This is a genomic window from Streptomyces sp. NPDC001137, assembly GCF_040298885.1.
Lineage (GTDB): Bacteria > Actinomycetota > Actinomycetes > Streptomycetales > Streptomycetaceae > Streptomyces.
The window spans coordinates 620,902-646,830 of sequence record NZ_JBEPBA010000001.1 but is presented as its reverse complement, the minus strand read 5'-3'; the positions used below and the strand labels follow the sequence as shown (position 1 = coordinate 646,830).

Here is a 25,929-nt window from a genome sequence, read left to right as displayed (position 1 = left end):
AAACGCCCGGTTACATTCCGAACCCGGAAGCTAAGCCTTACAGCGCCGATGGTACTGCAGGGGGGACCCTGTGGGAGAGTAGGACGCCGCCGAACAATTCTTGAGAAAACCCCCGCACCATTCGGTGCGGGGGTTTTCTGCGTTTCGGCTCAAGTTAGGCTCGGAGCCATGCGCTACGACCTCGTGATCTTCGACAACGACGGTGTCCTCGTCGACAGCGAGCCGATCTCCAACCGGCTCCTCGCCGACTACCTCACCGAGCTCGGGCACCCCACCTCCTACGAGGACTCCCTGCGCGACTACATGGGCGCCGCCATGCACCGCGTACACGACCTGGTGGAGGAGCGGACCGGGCAGCGGTTGCCGGCAGACTTCGACGACGTCTTTCATGCGCGGGTCTTCGCCGCCTTCGAACGGGAGTTGAAGCCCGTCGCCGGGGCCACGGACGTACTGGAGAAGCTGGCGGCGGACGGGGCGGCGTACTGTGTCGCGTCCTCCGGGAGTCATGCGCGGATCCGGGTGGGGCATCGGACGACCGGGCTGGACCGGTGGTTCGGGGAGGAGCGCATCTTCAGTTCGGAGGATGTGGGGCGCGGGAAGCCGGCGCCCGATCTCTTCCTGTTCGCGGCCGAGCGGATGGGGGTCGCGCCCGAGCGCTGTGTGGTCGTCGAGGACTCGCCGCTGGGCGTGCAGGCGGCTGTCGCGGCCGGGATGGACGTCTATGGGTTCACGGCCATGACGCCTGCCGAGCGGCTGGTGGGGGCCACTGGACTCTTCGGCTCCATGGGGGAGTTGTCAGGGCTGCTGCACTGACATTTGTCATGCCGAGCTCCGGACGATCGTTTCTACTGCCGACCGGGTGCCGGACGCGAAGCTAAGGGCATGACGACGAACACGGTGTCCCAGGGCCAGAGCAGCAACCAGACTCCCAGCGCGCTCGACAACCTCCGCCCGCTGATCGTGGATGTGGCGGTCCCGCTCGGTTCGTACTACCTGTTCAAGGACGCCTTCGGGATGAGCACCTTCGCGGCGCTCGCCTGGAGCAGCGTCGTCCCGGCGGTGCGGACCGTCTGGAGCGTGGTGAAGGAGCGCAGGACGAACGGGCTGGCGGGGCTGATCCTCGTCGTCAACGTCGTCTCCCTGCTGCTGAGCTTCGTCTCCGGCGACCCGCGGCTGATGCTCGCCAAGGACGGCGCGGTCAGCAGCACGGTCGGTATCGGCATCCTGGTCTCGGTGGCTCTCGGCCGGCCGATGATGACCGCGGGGATGAAGCCCTTCCTGGTGAAGGGTGACCCCAAGAAGGAGGCCGCGTGGCAGCGACTGGCCTCGGGCCGGGCGACCGCCTCGGCCGACTTCCTGCGCAAGGAGCGGACGTTCTCCGTGGTCTGGGGCGTGGCCCTGCTCGCCGAGTGCGTGGCGCGGGTCGTGGGGGCGTACACCGTCCCCGTGGACACCATGGTCTGGCTCGGTGGCGTCCTGATGGCCGGTGTGATGGTGCTGACCTTCGTCGTCAGCGGTGGGCTGGCCGCCGGACCCATGGAGGAGATGATCCGCGCAGAGGTGGAGGCCGAGGCCGAAGAAGCGGCCGCGCGGGATTCCATCGCCGTCGCCGCCTGACAGAGAAAGTAAAGCTGAGGGAAATTCATCTTTGGCTTGATCTACCCACAGGTAGCCCGGGGCCCTACGCTCGCCGCCATGACAGATGTGCTGCGGCGCGGTAGGGCCTCTTTGGCGTTCAGCTTCCTTGCCCAGGGCGCCACCTTCGCCCTTCTGGTGACCCGTATCCCGGCCATTCAGGACCGGTACGGGGTCTCCGACGCGCTGCTGCCCGTCTTCCTGGCCGCCGTGCCGATCCTGGCGGGTGTCGGGAGTGTGACGACCGAGCAGCTGGTCAAGCGGATACGGCCCGGGCTGCTGCTGCGATGGCTGCAGCCCGTGGTGCTCCTGGCGCTTCTCGGGGTCGGATCCGGCGATCACCTGGCCGAGCTGGGGATCGCGCTGGGGGCCTTCGGGCTGGCGGTGGGCGGGCTCGACGCCTCGATGAACATGCTCGGGGTGAGCCTGCAGCGGGCGTACGGGCGCAGCATCATGCTCAGCTTCCATGCCGCGTTCAGCCTGGGCGGGATCGTGGGGGCCTCGCTGGCCTGGGTGGGGGCGCACTGGCATCTGGCGCTGTGGGTGTCGTATCTGCCGGTCGTCGCGGTGCTGTTGCCCGCCACGCTGGTGGGGAGCCGGTGGTACGTCGACTCCGGTGCCTCCGTCGACGTACCGGAAGAGGGGGAGGGCCGGGCGCAGGGGCAGTCCGTCGTCTTCAAGCTGCTGCTGCCGCTGTGTCTGGTGATGACCTTCGCGTACATCGGGGACTCGACCGTCTCCAACTGGAGCGCCAAGTATCTGAAGGACGTGCTCGGGAGCTCGGAGCAGCTGTCGACCGTGCCGTACAACGTCTACATGGTGACCACACTGCTGGGGCGGTCGCTCGGGGACCTCGGGGTACGGCGGTTCGGGGCGGTGGCGGTCGTGCGGCTGGGGGCGCTGGTGGCGGCGCTGGGGTTCGCGGTGGTGGCCCTCGCGTCGGGGGCGTGGGTGGGGATGCTCGGGTTCACGCTGCTGGGGCTGGGACTGTGTGTGCTGGTCCCGCAGACCTTTGCGGCGGCCGGGCGGTTGTTCCCGCATGCGTCCGATGCGGCCGTCGCGCGGCTGAATGTGTTCAACTACGTCGGCTTTCTGATCGGCTCGCCGCTGGTGGGTGCTCTCGGGGATGCGTGGAGCTACCGCGGGGCCATGGCCGTCCCGATGGTGTTGGTCCTGGTGACCGTGGTCTACGCCAGGTCGTTCGCCCCTCAACCGGACCGATACGGTGGCGGACATGAGTGGCCGCGCACAGCTGATGTGGGACGAGGCAGTAACGGGCTATGACTTCGGTCCGGACCATCCGATGGATCCGGTCCGGCTCGCCCTGACCAGGCGTCTTGTCGATGCCTTCGGGCTCGACAAGGAGGTCGAGGTGGTGGCGGCGAAGCCGGCCGGGGAGTCGACTTTGCGGCTCGTCCACCGGGAGGACTACGTCGACGCGGTGAAGGCGGCCTCGGTGGATCCGGAGGCGGCGGACGGGGCGTATGGGCTGGGGACGATGGACGATCCCGCCTTCGCCGGTATGCACGAGGTGTCGGCGCTGATCGCCGGGCAGTCGGTCGGGGCCGCGGAGGCGGTGTGGCGGGGGGACGCGCTGCACGCGGTGAACTTCGCGGGCGGCCTGCATCATGCGATGCCGGGGACCGCCTCGGGGTTCTGCATCTACAACGACGCCGCGCTGGCGATCGCCCGGCTGCTGGAGCTGGGCGCCGAGCGGGTCGCGTACATCGATGTGGACGTGCATCACGGGGACGGTGTGCAGGCGGCCTTCTGGGAGGACCCGCGGGTGCTGACGATCTCGCTGCACGAGCATCCCCGTACGTTGTTTCCGCAGACCGGGTGGCCGGAGGAGACGGGGGCGGACTCCGCGGAGGGGGCTGCCGTCAATCTGGCGCTTCCCGCCGGGACCGGGGATGCCGGGTGGCTGCGGGCCTTCCACGCTGTCGTACCGGAGCTGATCGCCGACTTCCGGCCGCAGGTGCTGGTGACGCAGCACGGGGCGGACACGCACTTCGAGGATCCGCTGGCGCACCTGGCGGTGTCGCTGGACGCGCAGCGGGCCGTGCAGGTCGCCTGCCATGAGCTTGCGCACGAGTACGCCGGCGGGAAGTGGGTCGCGCTGGGTGGTGGCGGTTATGCGGTGGTCGAGGTCGTGCCGCGGTCGTGGACTCATCTGGTGGCGATCGCGGCGGGGCGGGAGATCGCGCCGGAGGCCATGATCCCGGAGGGGTGGCGGCAGGAAGTGTTCGCGCGGACGCGGCAGTTGGCGCCGGCGCGGATGACTGATGGGCGGTGGCCGGTGTCGTACCCCTCCTGGGAGGCGGGGTACGACCCTGCGGACCGGTTGGATCAGGCGGTGCTGGCTACGCGGCGGGCCGTTTTCCCGTTGCGGGGGCTGCTCGCGTAGCCCGTGCGGTCACGCCGGCAGGGCGCCGCGGTGGCTCAGGTGCAGAGGCCGTTGTCCGAGGTGTAGTAGATGTCGTACGAGCCGCTCCAGGTCAGGCACTGGCCGTCGTCGGGGGCGTCCTTGTAGACCGGGCCCGCGTACGAGGTGTAGGAGCCGTAGTCCTTGGCCTGCCCGCTGCTGTAGGGCCAGGTGTCGAGCGTGACCTCCATGAAGACGCGGGTGCCCGGGGTGGTGCGGACGGTGACCGCGCAGACCTTGCCGGCGTCCTTGTTGACGGTCACGAACGTGGTGGCCGGGATGGCCGACTGCGAGGTCGAGTGGATCGGCGTGGCCCGGATGACGTCGTAGCCCTTGCCGCAGGCGCCGTTGTAGGCGGTGGGTGTGGCGGCCGCGGCCGGGGTGGTCGCGGCGAGTGTGCCGCCCAGGGCGAGGACGGCGAGGGCGCCGGCGGTGGCTGCCTTGCGACGGATCGACTTCATGGTGTTCCCCCTGTTGGCTGATCAGTGCGTGGGTGGCGGCTGGTCGTTGCCGGCCACGCATGATGAGACCCGGGAGGCCCCGGGACAGTTGTGGGTTGTTGTGTCCCTGTCCTGTCACCAGTGTCACGGGAGCCGTTACGCCAACTGTGCGGTGTTTGCGCGTTCGCATGCCCCTGCCCGGCACCGTCCGCCACCATCGAGGTGTGTTGAGCACCGGAGCCCTGCGGGCCCATCTCCTGGCCGCCCGTCTCGCCGGGCCCGTGGCCACCTCCCGGGAGGAGAGCCTGCGCAGCTATCGGTTGTTCGCCGCCGGCGACCCCCGCGTGATGATCGGGCTCGATCCCGAATGGACCTGGGCGCAGCGGGATTTGATCGAACTGATGGCGGACAAGTGCGGGGTTTCGGCCGACCCACGGCATGTCTCAGGCCATGACGTGATCGATCCGGAGCGGACCCTGACTGCTCTGGATGCCTTCGCGGACCGTCTGGCCGCAGCCGCCCAGCGCAGCGCCCCTGTGCTCCTCGGCACCGGTCACCCGCACCGGCTGCTCGGCTTCTACGCCGCCTTGGCGGACGCTCTGTCGGCGGCGGGATGTACCGTCCTCACACCGGCGCATGGTCACTGTGTCGACATAACGACCCGGTTCGGCCTACGCACGTACAACCTTGACTACGTACAAGGTGTCGCGCTGGTGCGGGAACCCGGCGCGCCCCGCCCCGGTTGTGCGACCGGCGCGCACACGCATTCACCGCTCCCGGTTCGTACCGCGCTGGCCGCGGCGGCCGAGGCCGGCGGGCCGCTTCCCGAGTTGGTGGTCGGGGACCACGGCTGGGTCTGCGGGGCAGGTCAGCTGGGGTTCGAGGCCATTGGGCTCGCCGATACGGACGACCCCGCGCTCTTCGTGGGAGAAGCCGAGGGGTCCGTGTCCGTCGTCGTTCCACTTGATGACGCCGTGCGGTCTGATTACTACCGGCCGCTTACCCGCTACGTACTCAATCGAGCGTGTCTGTCACAGTAGGCCGCCGATGGGTGCACCTCTTCCCCACTCGCATCACCCGCCCCTACATTGGGGAGTGAGCACGCAGCGACGAAGAGTCACCGGAAGGGGAAGCCGGTGGCCGTCGAGTGCGGAAGGTTCAGGTGTGTCATGGCTGCTGAGCAGAGGCCTCTGAGCGAGGTTCAGTTCCTTACCGTGGCGGAGGTCGCCTCGGTGATGCGAGTGTCGAAGATGACCGTGTACCGCTTGGTGCACAGCGGTCATCTGCCCGCGATCAGGGTGGGGCGGTCCTTCCGCGTCCCCGAGAACGCGGTTCACGAGTACCTCCGCGAGAGCTACGTGGGGGTGGAAACCGCCTGACGGCGATCCCCGGGGGGATCCTCAGGGCTCTTCTGGATCTCCCCCGGCACCCTCGATTACGACCTCAGCGCTCGGGCGGGTAGGCTGACCCCTCGTAGGTCGTATGGGCCCATGGCGCCCAGCACCGAGTGATGAGAAGTGAGCGAGGGTAGTCGTGGGCTCTGTTATCAAGAAGCGGCGCAAGCGGATGGCCAAGAAGAAGCACCGCAAGCTGCTCAAGCGCACGCGCGTTCAGCGTCGCAACAAGAAGTAGGCGACGCTCCAGGAGCGTGTTCTGTGGCCCCCCACCGCAACCGGTGGGGGGCCACGTGCGTTTGGAGTTCACAGGAGTTCCCAGAAGCGCACGGGACTTCGCACAAGGCCTGTGCGTACGCACGTGTTTCACATGGCTTGGTCTGTTCGTACGTCTGTGGATGTCGTCACTTCGTGCATTGGGTGGTCATCACAGCGCAACATCGACCCGCTAAGTTGGCCGCACACGGGGAACACGGCAGGCTACGGGTACCGGATGGGCTGGAAGGAAGGCGCAGATCTTGGGCAAGGTCGTGCTCGTGACCGGAGTGGCCCGCAGGCTTGGGGGCCGGTTCGTACGACGGATCCAGCGTGACCCGCAGGTGGACCGGGTCGTCGCCGTGGACGCGGTCCCCCCCGAGCACCACCTGGGCGGTGCCGATTTCATCCAGGCCGACATCCGGCAGCCCACCATCGCGCGCGTGCTCGCTGAGACGGGCGCCGACACGGTCGTCCACATGGATGTGAGCGCGACCGGGCTCGGCAGCGGCAGCCGGACGGCGATCAAGGAAACCAACGTCATCGGCACGATGCAGCTGCTCGGCGCCTGCCAGAAGTCGCCGACCGTGAAGCGGCTCGTCGTGAAGTCCAGTACGAACGTGTACGGGTCCGCGCCCCGTGACCCCGCGGTGTTCACCGAGACGACCCCGCCCAAGTCCCTGCCGAGCGGCGGCTTCGCCAAGGACACCGTCGAGGTCGAGGGGTATGTACGGGGCTTCGCGCGGCGGCGGCCGGATGTGGCCGTGTGTGTGCTGCGGTTCGCGAACATCCTGGGGCCCACCGCCGACACGCCGCTCGCGTCCTACTTCGCGCTGCCGGTCCTGCCGACCGTCTTCGGCTACGACCCGCGGCTGCAGTTCGTGCACGAGGACGACGTGATCGAGGTGCTGCGGATCGCCTCGCACGAGCCGGAGCGGGGCACCCTGAACAGCGGCACCTTCAACATCGCCGGCGACGGCGTCCTGCTGCTCTCCCAGTGCTCCAGGCGGCTCGGCCGGCCCACGGTGCCGCTGCTGCTGCCCGCGGTCACCTGGGCGGGCTCCCTGGTGCGTACGCTGGGCATGACGGACTTCTCGCCCGAACAGATCCGGCTGCTGACGCACGGCCGGGTCGTGGCGACGGACCAGATGCGTGAGACGCTCGGATTCAAGCCGAAGTACACGACCGCGGAGACGTTCGCGGACTTCGCGCGCAGTCACGGACCCGGGCTCCTGCCGCCGGAGGCCCTTGCGGGGGCCGTCGACCGGATCGCCGCGCTGTCCCTGCCGGGCAGCGGCCACCCCCCGACGCAGAGCGCCAACTGAGGAGCGCATCAACGATGGCGGATGCCAAGGTCATTCCGTTCGACGACGACCGGTCCCGTGGGAGTGCCGTACAGCGCCCGCCGCGCCGCCGGGGCGCGGGGAGCCGACGCAAGGCCACGGAACCCGCGCTGGTCGGGGACGTCCAGCCCCTGCCCAGCAGGGCACGCACGCAGGATGATGTTCCTGTGACGCATGAGGAACAGCCGCCCCAGCGGCCGCAGAGCGACGGGGGCCTGGAGCGGCGCGTCGCGAGCGGCCTGAGCTTTCTGCGCCGCCGCCTCACCGGCGACTACGAGGTCGACGACTTCGGCTATGACGAGGAGTTGACCGACCAGGTCCTGATGTCCCTGCTGCGGCCGGTGTACGAGAAGTACTTCCGGGTCGAGGTGAAGGGCATCGAGAACATCCCCTCGGAGGGCGGGGCGCTGATCGTCGCCAACCACTCGGGGACGCTCCCGCTGGACGGCCTGATGATGCAGGTCGCCGTCCACGACAACCATCCCGCGGGCCGCCATCTGCGCCTGCTCGCGGCGGACCTCGTCTTCATGCTGCCGGTGGTCAACGAACTGGCCCGCAAGCTGGGTCACACCCTGGCCTGCGCGGAGGACGCCGAGCGGCTGCTGGGCCAGGGCGAGCTGGTCGGGGTCATGCCGGAGGGCTTCAAGGGCATCGGCAAGCCCTTCAGCGAGCGCTACAAGCTCCAGCGCTTCGGCCGCGGCGGCTTCGTCTCCACCGCCCTGCGGCACGGCACGCCGATCATCCCGTGCTCGATCGTCGGGGCGGAGGAGATCTACCCGATGATCGGCAACGCGAAGACTTTGGCGCGTCTGCTGGGTTTCCCGTACTTCCCGCTGACGCCGACGTTTCCGTGGCTGGGTCCGCTGGGTGCGGTGCCGTTGCCGACGAAGTGGACGATCCAGTTCGGCGAGCCGATCCCGACGGACGGCTACCCGCCGGAGGCGGCGGAGGACCCGATGCTGATGTTCAACCTGACGGACCAGGTGAGGGAGCAGATCCAGCACACGCTGTACAAGTTGCTGGTGCAGCGGCGGTCTGTGTTCTTCTGAGGGTTTTTCGTACGGCAGCGGGGGCGCCCTCTCCAGAAGGGCGCCCCCGCTGCCGTACGGGCTACTGGTTTGTTTCGCCGCTTTCGATGCCCAGTCCGGGGAGCAGGCCCGGGAGCAGGGGCGGGATCGTCACGTCCGGTTCGGTGGACGGCGACTTGGTGGACGACGGGGAAGCGCTGCCGCTGTCCTTGGGCGGCTCGAGCAGGCCGCCGGTGCTGCCTCCGAGCAGGCCCTCGCCGGTGGAGCCGGCCGACTGGCTGGGGCTGCTCGAGTGGCCGTGCTTGGAGGTGCCGCCACCGCTGCTGGATGCTGTCGATCCCCGGCTGGAGCCGGGTGTCCCCTTGGGCGCCGCACCCGAGCCGTGATGCTTGCCGTGGCCGCCGCCGTGGGCCGAGGACGGGGGCAGCAGGGACTGCAGCGGGGCGACCTCTTCGTCTATGGCGGCGAACACCGACGACACCTGGTTGCTGACGTCCCCGAGCTGGACCGGGAGCTTCTGGCGCAGGGCGCCCCAGACCTCGCGGTGCGAGCGCGAGAAGGCCGACAGGGCCTGGATGGGGCCGAGGGACCCGGGGTCCCGCTCATACGCCTCGTGCAGCAGCCGGTGGCCCTCGGACGCGTCGCGCGTCATGCCCGACAACGTGCGGCGGATCTCGCCGACGGACTCGTGATCGAGGTGGCCGCCGCCGCGGCCGCGCTCCATCAGGCGGCGGGCCTCGGCCAGCCGGGTGGAGGCCTGATCGAGGTAGGCCACTCCGCGCTCGTCGTCCCCTTGGGAGAGGTAGTTGAGCTTGAAGTCCTCGATGCCGCGTTTGAGTCCGTAGAGCGAGTCGCCTGGCAGCGCGTCCGAGCTCGCGGCGGCGACTCCGCCGAAGGCGCCCGCCGCGACGCCGACGCTGAGCCCGCCCGCGGCCAGGCCCTTGGTCAGCCGCGACCGGGGTCGCAGCTTGCCCAGTGGACTTGCCCGGTGTGCGCCGCGGGAGCGCTGCTCGGGTACCGCCGTGTCCGCCGCCTCGCCGCCGGCGCCCTCCTGCACCATGGCCTCGAACGCGGCCACCAGTTGTGCTCGTTGGACGACCTTGACCTCGGGGTCGAGCGCCGGTCTTGGCACCTCGCCGAGACACTCCGCGAGGGCCAACAGACGGCCCTGCTCGGTCTGTTCCGCAGCAGCCGGGGCCGGGGCCGGTCCTTCGGACTGCTCGGCCGCCGTGCCCTGGTCCGGCTGCTCCTCCAGGGCCTGGGCGAAGGCGTTCGCCCGCCGGTGTGCCGATACGTTCGCGATCACTGGCGGCACCTCCTCTCGTGATGACGGTCGACTCCCCAGGGGGTCCTGAGGGTTGCACGCTCTGACCACATCCACACGATCGGGTGATCGGAGACGGCCAGGGAGTGACCACAGGGAGCCTGCATCCCGCACAACGAGTGTCTCGGCACTTGGGTTACGGACGACGGATGATCGGATCGGGAAGTCAACGGACTTTCACTGACAGCTAGTTGGACATCACTGAGCGTGTACCGGTGCGTTCTGTCAGGACCGGTGTGGGGGCCGGGTGCGTTTCCGTGTTCCGCGCGTTCCGTCAGCGGGCGTCGTCCGGGAGGAGGCGGGCCAGGGTGCGTACGGCTCGGTACTGGAGGGTCTTGATGGCGCCCTCGTTCTTGCCCATCACGCGGGCGGTCTCGGCGACGGAGAGGCCCTGGAGGAAGCGGAGCGTCACGCACTCCTGCTGCTGGGGGTTGAGGCGTCGTACGGCCTCGAGCAGGGCGGCGTTGGAGAGGGACTCCAGGACGGAGTCCTCGGGGGAGCGCTCGACCTCGTTGGCGTCGAGCATCTCGCCGGTGGTCACCTCGAGGCGGAAGCGGCTCGACTTGAAGTGGTCGGCGACGAGGTTGCGGGCGATGGTGACCAGCCAGGCGCCGAAGTCGCGGCCCTGCCAGGTGAAGGTGCCGATGCGGCGCAGGGCGCGCAGGAACGTCTCGCTGGTGAGGTCCTCGGCGGTGGCTTTGCCGCCGACGCGGTAGTAGATGTACCGGTACACGGTGTCGCTGTACTGGTCGTAGAGGCGGCCGAAGGCGTCGGCCTCGCCGGCCTGGGCGCGTTCGACGAGGTCCATCATCCGGGCGCTGTCGCTGTCCGCGGCCGGGCGGCGGGTGGTGGTGGCGCCGGCGGCGCGGCTGCGTCTGCCGACGGCGGCGGTGCTGCCGTCGGCGAGGGCGTAGCACGGGCCGACGGGGGTACTGGCTACGGCTAGGGCGGGGACGGCGTACGCGGTGGGGACGAAGCCGCGCAACAGGTTGTGGACCGTTGCGCGCAGCGTAGCCAGGCCCGAGGCGTCAACCCCGACGTGTGGGTACACGGGACTCCCAGAGGCAGAGCTTCCATCACGTGCAGTGCGGGACCTTTCACCCGTCGTAGCGACGGAGGGGTACCGGTTTGCGTCTGAGGAGAATAACGCTTCGTACAGGCGCTGCTACACCCAGTTGCTCAAATCATCGATTACGTCGCTTCTGTAACCGATTGGCGGCGCATCAAGTGCCGTAGCGTGACTGATTGTTGATCGGTATGGGTCTTGTTTCGAGTGGGAACGGGGCGTGTTGTGGCCGTGTGCAGCCAATGGGACTGGACAGGGGGTGTGGGGGTAGACAGGGGGGATTGGCGTGTTCGGGGCGGGGCTGGTTGCGGTGTGATCAGGAGTGGTGCGGGTGTTGATGTTTTTCTCGCCCCCGCCGCCCCTACCCGTCCCATCCCCAGGGGCTCCGCCCCTTCGACCCCGGCGGGGCTCCGCCCCTGAACCCCGTTTCGGGGCTCCGCCCCTGCACTCCACCGGGGCTCAGCCCCCGGACCCCGGCAGGGATTGCGTCCCTTGCACCGCAGCGGGGGCTCCGCTCCTGCACCCCGGCGGGGGCTGCGTCCCCTGTGCCCCTTGTGGGGCTCCGCCCCTGAACTCCGGCGGGGGCTGCGTCCCCTGTGCCCCTTGTGGGGCTCCGCCCCTGAACTCCGGCGGGGACTGCGTCCCCTGTACCCCTCGTGCGGCTCCGCCCCTGCGCCCTTCGCGATGCTCCGTCCCCGAACCCCGGCGGGGACTGCGTCCCCTGCGCCCTTCGTGGGGCTCCGCCCCTGCATCCCGGCGGGGACTGCGTCCCCTGTACCCCGGCAGGGATTACGTCCCTTGCACTCCGGCAGGGATTACGTCCCTTGCACTCCGGCGGGGATTGCGTCCCTTGCGCCGCAGCGCGGGCTCCGCCCCTGCACCCCGGCGGGGGCTCCGCCTGCGCCCCTCGCGGGGCTCCGTCCCCGAACCCCCGGCGGGGGCTGCGTCCCCTGTACCTCTCGTGGGGCTCCGCCCCTGCACCCCTCGTGATCCTCCGTCCCCGAACCCCGGCGGGGACTGCGTCCCCTGCGCCCCTCGCGGGGCTCCGCCCCTGAACTCCGGCGGGGGCTCCGCTTGCACCCCGGCGGGGCTCCCCCCTGCACCCCTAGCGGGGCTCCGTCCCCGAACCCCGGCGGGGGCTACGTCCCCTGCGCCCCTCGCGGGGCTCCGCCCTGCACCCCCCGAGGTCCGCTGCGGCCTGAAGGCCTCGTCCTCGGTCGCCGGGTCGGCTGAGACCGGCTGTGGTGGCTTGGGTGTCGGGGTGGAGGGGGGTAACTGGCTTGCGGGGCAAGGTGTTTGTGTCGGGTGGGCGCTCGCGATGTGCGGGGGTCAGTCCTGCATCGGGTGGTCGCCGGTGGGCCGATCTCGGGTCGGCTTGCTGTGCGGTGATGGGGCGGTCTGCGGTGGGTTGCCCGGGCGGGTGGGTCAGCGGCGGCGTTTGTGGAGGGCGATCGCTGCTGCTGTGCCGCCTGCCACTGCTCCTACGCCTGCCGCTGCGGGGATGCCGACCTTGGCCGCCTTGCGGCCGGTGCGGTAGTCGCGCAGGCGCCAGTCGAGTTTGCGGGCGTGCTTGCGGAGCTTGGTGTCGGGGTTGATCGCGTACGGGTGGCCCACGAGGGAGAGCATGGGGATGTCGTTGTGGGAGTCGCTGTACGCGGCGCAGCGGGAGAGGTCGAGGCCTTCGGCGGCGGCGAGGGCGCGGACGGCTTCCGCCTTCGCGGGGCCGTGGAGGGGTTCGCCGACCAGTTTGCCCGTGTAGACGCCGTCGACGGACTCGGCCACCGTGCCCAGGGCGCCGGTGAGGCCGAGGCGGCGGGCGATCACCGTGGCGATCTCGACCGGGGCCGCGGTGACGAGCCACACCTTCTGGCCCGCGTCCAGGTGCGCCTGGGCGAGTGCGCGCGTACCCGGCCAGATGCGCTCGGCCATGTACTCGTCGTAGATCTCCTCGCCGATGGACTGGAGTTCCGCGACGCGGTGGCCCTTCACGATGGACAGGGCCGAGTCGCGGGCCTCCTGCATGTGCTCCGGGTCCTCGACGCCGGCCAGCCGGAACCACGCCTGCTGCCAGGCGAACTTGGCGAGGTCGCGGGTCTCGAAGAACTTGCGCTTGTAGAGGCCCCGCCCGAAGTGGAAGAGGGCGGCACCCTGCATCACGGTGTTGTCGAGGTCGAAGAAGGCTGCGGCCTTGTCGTCGCCGAGCACCGGGAACTCCGGTTCCTCCGGGGGGACGTCCTGCGAGGACTTGCGCGCAGCCTCTGCCGAGGCCTCGCCTGCCAACACGCTCCGCGCCGTGGCGGAGCGCCTACGGGGAGTGAGCCATCCGAGAGCGGCCATGCCCGTGAGCATAGCCAGTTTGTTCGGTGCCTCCGGACGCGACAGGTTTGGAGGTTGTGAACTCTCCGCGACCGCGTCGTTAAAGAACTGATCCGATCCGCCCGTTCCTTGGCGTTTTCGCGGGTGTGCCGCCGCCGTGCGCTCGCGCGAGAATGGCTGACATGAGTCCCCTCTTCCGTCGTAAGGCCCAGGACCTCCGGAGCCGGAACGTCACTCTCATCCGCAAGCCCGGGTGTCATCTGTGTGATGACGCACAGCTTGTGGTGGAGAAGGTGTGCGCGGAGGTGGGGGTGGAGTGGGAGGCGAAGGACATCTCCCTGGATCAGCAGCTCCACGACCAGTATTGGGAGCAGATTCCCGTGGTTCTCGTCGACGGCCGGCAGCACACCTTCTGGCGCGTGGACGAGCAGCGGTTGCGCAAGGCACTGACTGAGTAGTCCAAGTCGTCCGGAACCTCGCTTAGGATCGACGGCGACTGGTCTCGGGGGCGGGGATCGTAAGAGGAGAGTGTGCGGTTTTGCCCCCACGAGATGAGAAGCGGTGGTGCTTGTGCGCCGGTTCCGCACCCGTGTGCCGGGGGCGCGTGACCCCGGTCACGTTGGCCGGGCAAATCGGACACCATCTTTGTGCACGCGTTCACAAAGACATAGCCTGCTGTCGACGGGGCGGTCCGGGTACGTGTGACCGCCTGCAGCCCCGCTCTACCCGCAGGAGCACCGTGGCAACTGGCCGAACTCACCGACCGGCGACCCGTAGCCGAGGGATTCCCGAGGCCACCGTCGCCAGGCTTCCGCTGTACCTCCGCGCCCTGACCGCACTGTCGGAGCGCTCGGTACCCACGGTCTCCTCCGAGGAGCTCGCGGCCGCGGCGGGGGTCAACTCCGCCAAGCTGCGCAAGGACTTCTCCTACCTGGGCTCGTACGGAACGCGCGGTGTCGGCTACGACGTCGAGTATCTCGTCTACCAGATCTCGCGTGAGCTGGGGCTCACCCAGGACTGGCCGGTTGTGATCGTCGGTATCGGCAACCTCGGCGCGGCTCTCGCCAATTACGGCGGGTTCGCCTCCCGTGGCTTCCGGGTCGCGGCCCTCATAGACGCCGATCCGGCCATGGCGGGCAAGCCTGTCGCGGGGATCCCCGTGCAGCACACCGATGACCTGGAAAAGATCATCGAGGACAACGGGGTGTCCATCGGCGTCATCGCCACTCCCGCGGGCGCCGCCCAGCAGGTCTGCGACCGGCTCGTGGCCGCCGGGGTCACCTCCATTCTGAACTTCGCGCCGACCGTGCTGTCCGTCCCGGACGGCGTCGACGTACGCAAGGTGGATCTCTCGATCGAGCTGCAGATCCTCGCCTTCCACGAGCAGCGCAAGGCCGGCGAGGAGGCCGAGGCCGCGGGTACCGACGGCTCGGGGCCCGTGGCCGCGGCCCGCCAGGAGTCCGCCGAGCAGGGGCCCGACGGGGACGTACCCGCCGTGATGCCGGCATGAGTCTCCTCGTCGTCGGGCTGAGTCACCGCAGCGCTCCGGTCAGCGTCCTGGAGCGGGCCGCGCTGAACGCGGACGCCCAGGTCAAGCTGGTGCAGGACACGGTCGCCGCGGAGCCCGCCACCGAGGCCGCGGTACTCGCGACCTGCAACCGCATCGAGCTGTACGCCGACGTCGACAAGTTCCACGCCGGTGTCGCCGAGCTGTCCACGCTGCTCGCTCAGCACAGCGGGGTCGGACTGGACGAGCTCACGCCCTATCTGTACGTCCACTACGAGGACCGGGCCGTTCACCATCTTTTCTCGGTGGCGTGCGGGCTCGACTCCATGGTCGTGGGGGAAGGGCAGATCCTCGGGCAGATCAAGGACTCGCTGGCCAGGGCGCAGGATCTGCACAGCGCCGGACGGCTGCTGAACGATCTGTTCCAGCAGGCGCTGCGGGTCGGCAAGCGTGCGCACTCCGAGACCGGGATCGACCGGGCCGGGCAGTCGCTGGTCACCTTCGGGCTGGAGCAGCTGGCGGCCGGGGCGGATGTGCAGGCGTGGGCCCGGGGGAAGAAGGCGCTGGTCATCGGGGCCGGGTCGATGTCTTCGCTGGCTGCGGCGACGCTTGCGCGGGCCGGGGTCGCGGAGATCGTGATCGCCAACCGGACGGGGGAGCGGGCCGAGCGGCTCGCCGAGATCTTGAACGAGGGCGCCCAGCAGGGCGTGCTGGCTCGTGCGGTGCCGATGGGTGCGGTGTCGGGTGAGCTGACACGTGCTGATGTCGTGGTGTCTTGTACCGGGGCCACTGGGCTGGTGCTGTCTGCCGGGGCGGTTGCTACGGCGGTGCAGGGCCGGGTGGTTGACCAGGTGCCGGATGCTGGTGCTGGCCGGGGGGCGGTCGCGCAACCCGGCGCTGGCGAGGTGCCGCCTGTCTTTGGGTCGGGAGCCGCCCTAGCGGCACGACTGCCCGCAGGCTCCGCGGGCGAGGGGGCACGACTGCCCGCAGGCTCCGCGGGCTCCGTTGATGAAGAGAACTGTCCGCTTGACCTGCCCGCTGTGCAGCAGGGGTTCTCCGTCATGGGGGAAGCTGCCGTTGCCGGGATGGATGCGGCGACCCTGGAGCAGCATGCCGCCTGGGTGGACAACGGGACCGTCGATCGGCGTGAGGCCGGGCGGCGGGGGCCCGAGGCCGATGCCGAGCTGATCACCGCGCTGGCCGCCACCGTGGCCACCGTGGGGCGGATTCCGGAGCGCCGTAAGGCCGAGCCGGTCGTCGAGACGCCGCGGCCCGCGCCCGTGCTGTTCCTTCTCGACCTCGCGATGCCCCGGGACATCGACGCGGCCGTGCACCGGCTGGCCGGGGTGCGGCTCGTCGACATCGAGTCGCTCGCCGAGGCCTCCGCGGACGCTCCGATGGCGGCCGACGTCGACCAGGTACGCCGTATCGTCGCGGACGAGGTCGCGGCCTTCGGGGCGGCGCTCAGGGCCGCGCACATCACACCCACCGTGGTGGCCCTGCGCACCATGGCCGCCGATGTCGTCGCCAGTGAGATCGCGCGGCTCGAGGGGCGGCTGCCCGGGCTCGACGACAAGCACCGCAGCGAGATCACCCAGACCGTCAAGCGCGTCGTCGACAAGCTGCTGCACGCGCCGACCGTACGAGTCAAACAGCTCGCGGCCGAACCGGGCGGAGCAGGGTACGCGGATGCCCTGAGGACCCTGTTCGACCTCGACCAGGAAGCGGTGGCCGCCGTCTCCCGGGCCGAGGGCGCCGACGAGGAATCTGAGAACAGCAAGAACCGAGGGCCGGCATGAGTAGCAAGGCATTGAGACTGGGGACGAGGCGAAGCAGACTCGCCATGGCCCAGTCCGGGCAGGTGGCGGACGCCGTGAGCCAGGTGACCGGACGGCCCGTCGAGCTCGTCGAGATCACCACCTATGGCGACACCTCTCGCGAGCACCTCGCGCAGATCGGCGGCACGGGTGTGTTCGTCACGGCGCTGCGCGACGCGCTGGTGCGGGGGGAGGTCGACTTCGCGGTTCATTCGCTCAAGGACCTGCCCACCGCGCAGCCCGAGGAGCTGGCGCTCGCCGCCGTCCCGCGGCGCGAGGACCCGCGTGACGTGATCGTCGCCCGGGACGCGCTGAAGTTCACCGACCTGCCGCGCGGGGCGCGCATCGGTACGGGTTCGCCGCGTCGCACGGCGCAGCTGAACGCGTACGCGCGCAGCCACGCGCTGGACATCGAAACGGTCCCGATACGGGGGAACGTGGATACCCGGATCGGATACGTGCGGGACGGTGAGCTGGACGCCGTCGTCCTCGCCGCCGCCGGCCTCAACCGGATAGGCCGTAGCGATGAAGTGACCGACTTCCTGTCGGTCGACACGGTTCTGCCCGCCCCCGGCCAGGGGGCACTGGCGATCGAGTGTGCCGCGGACAACGCGGAACTGATCGCCGCGCTCGGAGAGCTCGACGACCCCTTCACCCGGGTCGCCGTGACCGCCGAGCGGTCACTGCTCGCCGCCCTGGAGGCCGGCTGCAGCGCCCCTGTGGGCGCGCTGGCCGACCTGCTGGCCGACGGGCAGATTGTCAAGGAAATGCGCCTGCGGGGCGTCGTCGGTACCACCGACGGTTCCCGCACGGTGCAGCTGTCCACCACCGGTCCCGTGCCCGAGACGTACGACCAAGCAATGGCGCTCGGCCGTGAACTCGCTGCCGAGATGCTTGCCCAGGGCGCGGCCGGTCTGATGGGGGAGCGAGCACATTGAGCCCCACCACCCTTCCCGCCGGCCTTGAACACGGGCACGTCACCTTCCTCGGTGCCGGACCCGGGGATCCGGGACTGCTGACTCTGCGCGCCGTGGAGGCGCTGGCGAACGCGGACGTCCTCGTCGCCGAGCACGACGTGCTCGACGTGGTGCGTCAGCACGCCAGACAGGGCGTCGCCGAGGTGCACACGGACGGGGGTCCTTCCTCGGACCCGCTTCCGGGCACGGGCACACCTCAGCTCGCGGTTGTTGACAGCTCGTCAACAACCGCTGGGGTCCCCGCGGTACGGGATGCCGCACATCTTGTCATGGAGGCCACGCGGGGCGGCAGGCGGGTCGTCCGTGCGGTGTCCGGTGACCCCGGACTCGACGCGTACGCCGCCGAGGAGATGCTCGCCTGCGCCGCCGCGGGCGTGCCCTTCGAGGTCGTGCCCGGCGTCGCCGCGGCCGTCGGCGTGCCCGCGTACGCCGGTGTTCCGCTGCGCGACGCCCAGGGCGCGGACGTTCGGTTCGTGGACGCCCGTACCGCCTCGGACCGCTGCTGGACGGAGGTGGGTGTCTCCGACGGGACGGTGGTCGTGTCGACGACCCTCGACTCCGTGGGTGCGGCCGCGGGCGAGCTGGTGTCGGCCGGCCGTAAGCCGGACACGCCGATCACCGTGACGGTGGCCGGTACGACGACCCGGCAGCGGACCTGGACCGCGACGCTGGGGACCATCGCCCAGACGCTGAAGCAGGCCAAGGTGCTGCCCTCGCCCGAGGGCGGGCGGCCGGTGATAGCCGTGGTCGGTGAGCGTTCCGCCGCCGCCCAGCGTGACCGGTTGTCGTGGTTCGAGTCCAAGCCGCTGTTCGGCTGGAAGGTCCTCGTGCCGCGTACGAAGGAGCAGGCGGCTTCGCTCTCCGACCAACTGCGGTCCTACGGGGCCGTACCGCACGAGGTGCCGACCATCGCCGTCGAGCCGCCGCGCACGCCCCAGCAGATGGAGCGGGCCGTGAAGGGGCTCGTCACCGGGCGCTACGAGTGGATCGCGTTCACCTCGGTCAACGCCGTGAAGGCGGTCCGGGAGAAGTTCGAGGAGTACGGGCTCGACGCCCGGGCGTTCGCGGGGATCAAGGTCGCCGCGGTGGGGGAGCAGACCGCGAAGGCGCTCGTCGCCTTCGGTGTGAAGCCGGATCTGGTGCCCAGTGGGGAGCAGTCGGCTGCGGGGCTCCTTGAGGACTGGCCGCCGTACGACCCTGTTTTCGATCCGATCGACCGGGTGTTCCTGCCGCGGGCCGACATCGCGACGGAGACGCTTGTCGCCGGGCTGATCGAGCTCGGGTGGGAGGTCGACGACGTCACGGCGTATCGGACCGTGCGGGCGTCGCCGCCGCCGGCCGAGACGCGGGAGGCGATCAAGGGGGGTGGGTTCGATGCGGTGCTGTTCACTTCGTCGTCCACCGTGCGGAACCTGGTGGGTATTGCCGGGAAGCCGCACAACGTGACCGTGATCGCGTGTATTGGGCCGGCCACCGCCAAGACCGCTGAGGAGCATGGGCTGCGGGTGGATGTGATGGCTCCGGAGCCGTCCGTGCACAAGTTGGCTGAGGCGCTTGCCGATTTCGGGCTGCGGCGGCGCGCTGCCGCGCTGGAGGCCGGGGATGCGGTTACTCGGCCGAGTGAGCGGCGGCCGGGGGCTCGGCGGAGGCGGACGACGTAGCTGCGTGACCGGAGGCTGGGGTGGGGTGGGTTCGCCGGCCCGCGCTTGCGGGGTGCCGCCTGCGCCCACCCGTGCCGCCCCAGGCGGCACCACTGCCCGCAGGCTAGGGCGGTGCGAAGGCACGCAGGCTAGGGCGGCACGACTGACCGCAGGCTAAGCGGAAGTGGTGCATACCGTGTGGCCGAAGCGCAGCAAGTTGTCCGGGTCGTAGTGGGACTTCGTCCTGGTCAGGCGGGTGTAGACCTCGTCCGTCCAGGCGCGGGCCCGGTCCTTCTCGTCGCCCGGCCTGCCGTGGAGGTTGACCATCGTGTGGCCGGTGCTCCATGGCGACATGGTCCGGTGGAGGGCCGTGGTGGCTGATTCCACCGCCGCTGCCGTGTCCGGGTCGGGCAGGACGCCGACCGTTTCCAGGAGGTAGGCGGCGTCGCGGGCGCAGATGGCGTCCTCGACGGGGGCCGGGCGGGAGAGTTCGCCGCCCATGTGACGGAGTTCGATCAGCAGGAGCGGGAGGTCCGGGACGGCCGGGCCCGCCCGGTCCAGGAACGCGGCCCGGGCGTCCGGGGGCAGCGCCCTGAGCAGGGTGCAGGCCTCGCGGGCGGGGAGCGGGTCGTGCGGGTCCTCGTAGATGCGGTCCATGGCGGCGTACGGCATGTCCTCCACGGTGTCGATGGCGACGGGAGCGGCCGCGCGGATGGGGGCCAGCAGGCTCTCGCCCTCCCTCGTGTCGCCGGTCCAGGCCAGGGCGACGCGGGCCCAGAAGCCACCGCGCAGGGGCTCGGGGATCTGCGGGATCGGCGGCAGGCGCAGGAGCGTGTACGCGCTGCACATCTCGTTGGGCAGGTCGGCCGTCCAGTCGGCCCAGGTGCGCAGGACCGTCTTCGCGTGTTCGCCGGGGAAGTAGATGCCACCGCCGAGGACCGTGGCCAGCGGGAGCAGTTCGAAGGTCAGCTCGGTGACCACGCCCACGTTGCCCTTGCCGCCGCGCAGGGCCCAGAAGAGGTCCGGTTCGGTGTCGGCGGTCACCGTGCGCAGGGTCGCGTCCGGCGTGACGACCTGGACGGAGCGGACCCGGTCGGCCGCGTAGCCGTAGGCCCGGCCGAGGATGGGCAGACCGCCGCCCAGGGTGTAGCCGACGACACCCGCGTCCGAGGACGACCCGTTCAGCGGGGCGAGGCCGTGAGGGGCGGCCGCCTCCAGGACGTCGCGCCACCTCGCACCGGCGGCGACCGTCGCGGTGCGTTCGGCCGGGTCGATCGTCACGTCGGTCATGCGGGTGGTGCTGATGAGCAGGCCGCCGTCGATCGGGAAGTTCGCGCCGTGGCCGGTGGCCTGGACCGCCACCGGCGTCCCGGTGGCCGCGGCCCAGCGCATCGCCGTCACGATGTCGTCGACGCCTGACGCTCCGATCACGATGTCCGGGTGGTGGAAGGCCGACAGATTGAAGCCGGTGACCTCGGCCACATAGGCGTCGTCACCGGGCCGCAGGACGGGCCCGTGGATCTCGGACAGGGCGAACAGGTCCGGGGCCTGGTGCGGGGTGTGGTGGGTGGCGGTCATCTCGTCCTCCTCCTTCGCGCAGGCGGGCAGCCGTGCGCGGCGAGGGGACGGGGGCCCGGTCCTTGCTCCTTGCTGTTTTTTCAGGATGGACCCGTGGGATGCGGGCCGCATCGCGGGGGCCGAGCGGCCGCGCGGGCCCGACATACCGTCGGCAAAGGTGCCGGTGGGCCGGGCGTAGCGTAGGTGCATGACGAAGTACGGATCCTTCCCCGGCACGCGGCCGCGGCGGCTGCGGACCACCCCCGTCATGCGGCGCATGGTCGCCGAGACCCGGCTGCACCCGGCGGACTTCATCCTCCCCGCCTTCGTGCGCGAGGGCGTCTCCGAGCCCGTGCCGATCTCCGCCATGCCAGGCGTCGTCCAGCACACGCGCGACAGCCTGAAGAAGGCCGCCGCCGAGGCGGTGGCCGCCGGAGTCTCCGGGATCATGCTGTTCGGCGTGCCGGAGGAGGAGAAGAAGGACGCCCTCGGGACGCCGGGCACCGACCCGGACGGGATTCTGCAGGTCGCGATCCGTGATGTGCGGGCCGAGGTCGGGGACGACCTCCTCGTCATGTCCGATCTGTGTCTCGACGAGACGACCGATCACGGGCACTGCGGTGTGCTCGACGCGGAGGGGCGCGTCGACAACGACGCCACGCTCGAGCGGTACGCCGAGATGGCGCAGGTCCAGGCCGACGCGGGCGCCCATGTGGTGGGGCCCAGCGGGATGATGGACGGCCAGATCGGTGTCATCCGTGACGCGCTCGACCAGATCGGCCGGGAGGACGTCGCGATCCTCGCCTACACGGTGAAGTACGCCTCCGCGTTCTACGGGCCGTTCCGGGAGGCCGTCGGCTCCTCCCTGAAGGGGGACCGGAAGACCTATCAGCAGGATCCCGCCAATGTGCGTGAGTCGCTGCGGGAGTTGGCGCTCGACCTCGAAGAGGGCGCCGACATGGTGATGGTGAAGCCGGCCGGACCGTTCCTCGACATCCTCGCGCGGGTCGCCGACGCGGTGGACGTACCGGTCGCCGCCTACCAGATCTCCGGCGAGTACTCGATGATCGAGGCCGCCGCCGAGAAGGGCTGGATCGACCGCGACCGGGCCATCCTGGAGACGCTGACCGGCATCAAGCGGGCGGGCGCGCAGAACATCCTCACGTACTGGGCGACCGAAGTGGCGGAAAAGTTGCGCTGATTTGCGCTACGGATGGGGATAGGTCAGGCCTCGAATCGGCCACCGGCCTGCATCGGAATGCACTCGGTTCGGCAACGGAAGCAACTCGGATCCGTGAACTGAGGCCTTCTGCCCCGCGGTTGCCCGCCGTTCTGGGCGATCAGCGGCGGGTCCGGGGCCGATTCGCGGTAGATCTGTCCGAAAAGAGATCAACCCTTGCGTCGTACACACCGAATTGACGAGTTCTCGTCAGTGTCCTTACCTTCTCGCCTGGCCTGATCCGTTCCGGATGGTCCGAACGTCGATCCCTGGGGGACACACATGAGCTGGTTCATCGAGGCGCTGAAGAAGTACGCGGTGTTCAGCGGGCGCGCGCGCCGCAAGGAGTTCTGGATGTTCGTGCTGTTCACCGTGATCATCTACGCCGTGCTGGCCGGCGTCGGCTTCGCGATCAAGGCGCCGTACATCGCGATCGTCTTCTACGTCGCGATCCTGCTGCCCAGCCTGGCCGTCCACGTTCGCCGTCTGCACGACACCGGCCGCTCCGGCTGGTGGATCCTCTTCGGGCTCGTCCCGCTCGTCGGCGGTATCACGCTGCTGGTCTTCCAGTGCTCCGACAGTCAGCCGGGCGAGAACAAGTACGGCCCGAACCCGAAGGAAGCGGCTCTGGCCCACGCCTGATCCTGTGAGCGTCGAGGCCGTCCGGTCCATGACCGGGCGGCCTTTTCGCATGCAGTACGGCGGGAGCGTGCAGGGAGTGGGTCGTTGCCGGGCCCTCGTCCTTGAGCCCCTTCCCGTCCCTGCACCCCGCCAGCGCGAACGCGGCGAGTACCAGGGCGGTGGCGGCGAGAAGACGGGTGCGGGGGGCTCGGGCAGGCATGGTGGTACGGGCCTTCCGTGGGCGGTGGGCTGGGGATTCCAGCCTGAGCGGTGATCGGCTCCGCCCGCCACAGTCTGCGGACGATTCGGGACGCCGGAGCCGGGGGATTACCTCTGACCTGCGGGGACATCGCGTCCCACGGGCTCGGTACGGGACGCTTCGAGGGGTCGTCCGTATCGCGAAAACCTGCTTGTAGAGGGCACGTACATCCCTAGGCTGCGGTCACGAGCCGCCGTCACCGCAGCCGAAGGAGTCGCGCCATGACCGTCGCACCCGCCTTTGCCCCCGTCCCGCCGCTCGCCGCGCGGGCCCGGTCGATCGGCGGTTCGCCGGTACGGGACATCCTCGCCGTCACCGCCCGCCCCGAGGTGATCAACTTCGCTGGAGGCCTGCCGGCGCCGGAGCTGTTCGACGCGCAGGGGGTCGCGGAGGCCTTCGGGGCGGTGCTGTCGCAGGCGTCCGCGCAGGCCCTGCAGTACTCCACGACCGAGGGCGAGCCGACGCTGCGGGGTGCGCTCGCCGCGCGGACGGCGGCCCGCGGGCTGCCCACGGACGCCGACGACATCCTGGTCACCACCGGCTCGCAGCAGGCGCTGTCCCTGCTGGCCACGGCGCTGCTGGAGCCCGGGGACGTCGTCCTCGTCGAAAGCCCCTGTTATCTCGCGGCACTTCAGGTCTTCGCGTTCGCGGGCGCGCGGGTGGTCGCCGTGCCCGGCGACGGCGAGGGCGTCGACCCCGAAGCCCTGGAGGAACTGGTGGTGCGGGAGCGCCCCAAGCTGCTGTACACCGTGCCGACGTTCCAGAACCCGACCGGCCGCACCATGCCGGCCGGCCGCCGGGCCGCCGTCGCGGCAGTGGCCGCCCGCCGGGGGCTGTGGATCGTCGAGGACGACCCCTACGGCGAACTCCGCTTCGAGGGCGAACGGGTGCCGTGGATCGCCTCCAACGAGGAGGCGGCCGACCGGACCGTGCTGCTCGGCTCCTTCTCCAAGGTCATGGCGCCGGGCCTCAGGCTCGGCTGGCTGCGGGCGCCCGGGGAACTGCGGCGCGCCTGTGTCGTCGCCAAGCAGGCCGCCGACCTGCACACCCCGACCCTCAACCAGCTGGCTGCGGCACGGTACCTGGCGGACCGTGACCTGGACGCCCATGTGGCGCGGGTCGCGGGCGTCTACCGCGAGCGCCGGGACGCCATGCTCGCCGGGCTGCCCGAGGCGCTTCCCGAAGGCTCGGCCTGGGCCCGGCCCGAGGGCGGCATGTTCCTCTGGGCCCGCCTCCCGGAGCCGTACGACACCACCGCGCTGCTGCCGCGAGTGGTGCGGCACGACGTGGCGTACGTTCCCGGCGCACCCTTCTACGCCGGCGAGCCCGACCGCTCGACCCTGCGGCTGTGCTTTGTGACGCAGACGCCGGAAGAGATCCGGGAGGGGCTCGGGAGGCTGGGGGAGGGGCTGCGGGACCAGGCCCTCCCGTTTGGATCACGCCCGTAACGCGGGTGGGAATGTGACGTTATTGAGAACGGCAGAAACGTCACATTTCGTACATGGAGGTCTCGAATGGTTCTCGCTGCTCTGCTCACCGGTCTGGCTCTCCTCCTTCACCACGCTCTCGGCGTCTGAAGACAGCCCTCACGCCGCGGCCGGACCGGTGCGCCCACCACCGGACCCGGCCGCGACGGACCGTCAGTCCCACCAGAAGTGCCAGGCCGGCTGGTTGAGGAGCTGGTGTTCGGCATAGGCGGCCAGGGTGGTGTCCGCGCCCTGGAGGAAGTTGTCCGGACAGAACGCGAAGTGCTCGGCGGCGACGGCCTCCGCCTCGGCGAGAGTGGTGGGCGGCGCTGCGACGGACACCGTCAGCTGGTCGAAGCCGAGCGCCACGACCCGTATGCCGAAGCGGTCCTCCCAGGAGCGGAGTACCGCGCAGAGCCGGGCCACGTCGTTCTCGTGGTTCGCGGGGCCCATCCAGCCGATCGCCGCGGGTATGTCGGCGCTGCGGCGGGCGGGGACGAGGGCGAGACGGGGCTCCTTGAGGGGGCCGCCGCCGTCGAGCAGGGAGTCCACGACGGCGGAGGCGACGGACTCGGGGTCCGCGCCGGCGGCAACGAGTCGGCCGACGGCCGGGCCCGGCCAGTCGGCGCCGTCCTCCGCGCACTCGTACCAGAGTTCCTCCAGCACCTCCTCGGCGTCGTGATCCCCGGGGTAGGACATCTCACCCGGCATCAACTCCCATTGCTCCGGCCCGCCGTGACCGGCACCGACATCGAGGACCACCGGGAGCAGTCCGGCGGCCGGTGCCGAGTGCTGGAGCGCGGCCAGGGCACCGGGCACCGCCCGGCCGTCGGTCAGCCACAGCAACGGCTCATGCCACGGCCCGTCGTCGGTCGCGTCGACCAGTACGCCCGGCGGGAGTTCGAGGCCGAGGGACGCGAGACGCGGCAGGGGGTTGGGAAGAGTCGCCATGTCAGTGACTGTAGGGGCAGCCACTGACAATCCCCGGGCGGCCGTCACCGCAGGGCGCCCCCGACGACCGTCGCCACCGTCCCGTGCACCGCCGCCCGGTCCGGCGGCCCCGCCTCCCGGTCGGCGAACAGGAGGTGTGCGGCGCCCAGCAGGGTGGCGGCGAGAAGGCCGACGTCCGCGTCCGCCGCGACGCGGCCAAGGTCGCGCTCGGCGGCGAGGTAGCCCGTGAGCATCGCCGACGCCTCCGTCATGAGCGGGATGCCGCTGGAACCGGCCGCGCGCAGACGGGCGCGGAGTTCGTCCCGGGTGATCACCAGGCCCACGACGGCGATCGCCACCGCGTCGAACAGGTCCGTCAGCGCCTCGATGAGGTTGCCGGCGACCGTGCCCGTCCCGGCGGCCTCGCGGAGGGCCGCATCCAGGTCCGCCAGCCGGCGGATACGGTTCAGCACCAGCTCGGCCAGGAACGCGTCGAAGTCCGCGAAGTGCCGGTGCAGAACCCCCTTCGCGCAGCCCGCCTCCGCCGTCACCGCCCTGCTGGTCAAGCCGGTCGGACCGGCGCGCAGCAGGATGCGCTCGGCGGCGTCGAAGAGCTGCCGGCGTGGGTCGCGGATGGCCACACCAGTCGGCATACCGCCCCCTGTCACGGCACGAGTGGGCGCAATGCCCATGGACGGGTGCCCATTGAC

General features: G+C 70.4%; 24 protein-coding genes and 1 rRNA gene. 18 read left to right on the top strand and 7 right to left on the bottom strand.

All coding sequences use genetic code 11. From position 1 onward, the window contains the following. The 5 genes from rrf to ABT254_RS03030 form a co-directional block, all read left to right on the top strand. Positions 1 to 95 (top strand): 5S ribosomal RNA (gene rrf, locus ABT254_RS03050); the annotation flags it as partial. 73 nt (positions 96 to 168) lie between these two features. Continuing rightward, entirely contained in the window at positions 169 to 813 is a 645-nt protein-coding gene (locus ABT254_RS03045) for an HAD family hydrolase (RefSeq protein WP_351462807.1), read from the top strand. 69 nt (positions 814 to 882) lie between these two features. After that, a complete protein-coding gene (locus ABT254_RS03040; protein WP_351462805.1) occupies positions 883 to 1,617 on the top strand; it encodes a VC0807 family protein in 735 nt (244 codons plus the stop codon). A gap of 78 nt (positions 1,618 to 1,695) precedes the next feature. After that, positions 1,696 to 2,919, top strand: a complete 1,224-nt coding sequence (locus tag ABT254_RS03035; RefSeq protein WP_351462803.1) for an MFS transporter — start codon at positions 1,696 to 1,698, stop codon at positions 2,917 to 2,919. Beyond that, complete coding sequence (locus ABT254_RS03030) at positions 2,870 to 4,042, top strand: acetoin utilization protein AcuC (RefSeq protein WP_351462801.1); 1,173 nt, start codon at positions 2,870 to 2,872, stop codon at positions 4,040 to 4,042. The genes ABT254_RS03035 and ABT254_RS03030 overlap by 50 nt, the downstream gene beginning before the upstream one ends. Positions 4,043 to 4,077: 35 nt before the next feature. On the opposite strand, the gene ABT254_RS03025 is transcribed toward ABT254_RS03030, so the two are convergent. Further along, positions 4,078 to 4,521: a hypothetical protein gene (locus ABT254_RS03025; protein ID WP_351462799.1), complete on the bottom strand. Its 444-nt coding sequence runs from the start codon at positions 4,519 to 4,521 to the stop codon at positions 4,078 to 4,080. A gap of 203 nt (positions 4,522 to 4,724) precedes the next feature. Here ABT254_RS03025 and ABT254_RS03020 point away from each other — a divergent pair, with 203 nt between their 5' ends. The 5 genes from ABT254_RS03020 to ABT254_RS03000 all read left to right on the top strand — a co-directional run bounded on the left by ABT254_RS03020 (position 4,725) and on the right by ABT254_RS03000 (position 8,541). Further along, positions 4,725 to 5,540 (top strand): phosphatase, encoded by an 816-nt coding sequence (locus tag ABT254_RS03020; RefSeq protein WP_351462870.1) that lies wholly within the window; start codon positions 4,725 to 4,727, stop codon positions 5,538 to 5,540. 129 nt (positions 5,541 to 5,669) lie between these two features. Continuing rightward, positions 5,670 to 5,879, top strand: a complete 210-nt coding sequence (locus ABT254_RS03015) for a helix-turn-helix domain-containing protein (RefSeq protein ID WP_016437488.1) — start codon at positions 5,670 to 5,672, stop codon at positions 5,877 to 5,879. A gap of 154 nt (positions 5,880 to 6,033) precedes the next feature. Next, positions 6,034 to 6,132: a 30S ribosomal protein bS22 gene (locus ABT254_RS03010; protein ID WP_003948845.1), complete on the top strand. Its 99-nt coding sequence runs from the start codon at positions 6,034 to 6,036 to the stop codon at positions 6,130 to 6,132. A gap of 280 nt (positions 6,133 to 6,412) precedes the next feature. Next, entirely contained in the window at positions 6,413 to 7,474 is a 1,062-nt protein-coding gene (locus ABT254_RS03005; RefSeq protein WP_344403491.1) for an NAD-dependent epimerase/dehydratase family protein, read from the top strand. Positions 7,475 to 7,488: 14 nt separating this feature from the next. Next, positions 7,489 to 8,541: a lysophospholipid acyltransferase family protein gene (locus ABT254_RS03000; RefSeq protein WP_351462797.1), complete on the top strand. Its 1,053-nt coding sequence runs from the start codon at positions 7,489 to 7,491 to the stop codon at positions 8,539 to 8,541. 61 nt (positions 8,542 to 8,602) lie between these two features. Here the strand turns inward: ABT254_RS03000 and ABT254_RS02995 are convergent, their stop codons facing one another. The 3 genes from ABT254_RS02995 to ABT254_RS02985 all read right to left on the bottom strand — a co-directional run bounded on the left by ABT254_RS02995 (position 8,603) and on the right by ABT254_RS02985 (position 13,247). Further along, on the bottom strand, positions 8,603 to 9,826 hold the full coding sequence (locus tag ABT254_RS02995) for a DUF5667 domain-containing protein (RefSeq protein ID WP_351462795.1): 1,224 nt from the start codon (positions 9,824 to 9,826) through the stop codon (positions 8,603 to 8,605). A 292-nt stretch (positions 9,827 to 10,118) separates the two neighbouring features. Then, on the bottom strand, positions 10,119 to 10,895 hold the full coding sequence (locus tag ABT254_RS02990) for an ECF subfamily RNA polymerase sigma factor, BldN family (RefSeq protein WP_351462793.1): 777 nt from the start codon (positions 10,893 to 10,895) through the stop codon (positions 10,119 to 10,121). A gap of 1,440 nt (positions 10,896 to 12,335) precedes the next feature. Further along, positions 12,336 to 13,247 carry an HAD family hydrolase gene (locus ABT254_RS02985; protein WP_099934325.1) on the bottom strand — a complete coding sequence of 304 codons (912 nt, stop codon included), beginning with the start codon at positions 13,245 to 13,247 and terminating at the stop codon, positions 12,336 to 12,338. Between the two features lie 161 nt (positions 13,248 to 13,408). On the opposite strand from ABT254_RS02985, the gene ABT254_RS02980 reads away from it, so the two are divergent. The 5 genes from ABT254_RS02980 to ABT254_RS02960 all read left to right on the top strand — a co-directional run bounded on the left by ABT254_RS02980 (position 13,409) and on the right by ABT254_RS02960 (position 19,188). Continuing rightward, a complete protein-coding gene (locus ABT254_RS02980; RefSeq protein ID WP_351462791.1) occupies positions 13,409 to 13,684 on the top strand; it encodes a glutaredoxin family protein in 276 nt (91 codons plus the stop codon). A gap of 281 nt (positions 13,685 to 13,965) precedes the next feature. Beyond that, entirely contained in the window at positions 13,966 to 14,736 is a 771-nt protein-coding gene (locus ABT254_RS02975) for a redox-sensing transcriptional repressor Rex (RefSeq protein ID WP_351462789.1), read from the top strand. Next, positions 14,733 to 16,532 (top strand): glutamyl-tRNA reductase, encoded by a 1,800-nt coding sequence (locus tag ABT254_RS02970; RefSeq protein WP_351462787.1) that lies wholly within the window; start codon positions 14,733 to 14,735, stop codon positions 16,530 to 16,532. The genes ABT254_RS02975 and ABT254_RS02970 overlap by 4 nt, the downstream gene beginning before the upstream one ends. Beyond that, positions 16,529 to 17,488, top strand: coding sequence for a hydroxymethylbilane synthase (gene hemC / locus ABT254_RS02965; RefSeq protein WP_351462785.1), 960 nt, complete (start codon positions 16,529 to 16,531; stop codon positions 17,486 to 17,488). Before ABT254_RS02970 ends, hemC begins: the two co-directional genes overlap by 4 nt. Next, positions 17,485 to 19,188: a bifunctional uroporphyrinogen-III C-methyltransferase/uroporphyrinogen-III synthase gene (locus ABT254_RS02960; RefSeq protein ID WP_351462783.1), complete on the top strand. Its 1,704-nt coding sequence runs from the start codon at positions 17,485 to 17,487 to the stop codon at positions 19,186 to 19,188. The genes hemC and ABT254_RS02960 overlap by 4 nt, the downstream gene beginning before the upstream one ends. A gap of 153 nt (positions 19,189 to 19,341) precedes the next feature. Here the strand turns inward: ABT254_RS02960 and ABT254_RS02955 are convergent, their stop codons facing one another. Further along, a complete protein-coding gene (locus tag ABT254_RS02955; protein WP_351462781.1) occupies positions 19,342 to 20,745 on the bottom strand; it encodes an FAD-binding oxidoreductase in 1,404 nt (467 codons plus the stop codon). Positions 20,746 to 20,932: 187 nt separating this feature from the next. Between ABT254_RS02955 and hemB the strand changes: the two genes are divergently transcribed. From hemB to ABT254_RS02940, 3 genes are all read left to right on the top strand, one after another. Next, a complete protein-coding gene (gene hemB / locus ABT254_RS02950) occupies positions 20,933 to 21,925 on the top strand; it encodes a porphobilinogen synthase (RefSeq protein WP_030945597.1) in 993 nt (330 codons plus the stop codon). 300 nt (positions 21,926 to 22,225) lie between these two features. Further along, entirely contained in the window at positions 22,226 to 22,585 is a 360-nt protein-coding gene (locus tag ABT254_RS02945) for a DUF805 domain-containing protein (RefSeq protein WP_351462779.1), read from the top strand. 459 nt (positions 22,586 to 23,044) lie between these two features. Further along, the gene (locus tag ABT254_RS02940) at positions 23,045 to 24,271 is read left to right on the top strand and encodes an aminotransferase-like domain-containing protein (protein ID WP_351462777.1); all 1,227 of its coding nucleotides are present in this window, start codon (positions 23,045 to 23,047) and stop codon (positions 24,269 to 24,271) included. A gap of 192 nt (positions 24,272 to 24,463) precedes the next feature. On the opposite strand, the gene ABT254_RS02935 is transcribed toward ABT254_RS02940, so the two are convergent. Both ABT254_RS02935 and ABT254_RS02930 read right to left on the bottom strand, forming a co-directional pair. Next, positions 24,464 to 25,240, bottom strand: coding sequence for a DUF4253 domain-containing protein (locus tag ABT254_RS02935; protein ID WP_351462775.1), 777 nt, complete (start codon positions 25,238 to 25,240; stop codon positions 24,464 to 24,466). 44 nt (positions 25,241 to 25,284) lie between these two features. Then, a complete protein-coding gene (locus ABT254_RS02930) occupies positions 25,285 to 25,872 on the bottom strand; it encodes a TetR family transcriptional regulator (protein WP_351462773.1) in 588 nt (195 codons plus the stop codon). Between the last annotated feature and the right edge of the window lie 57 nt (positions 25,873 to 25,929).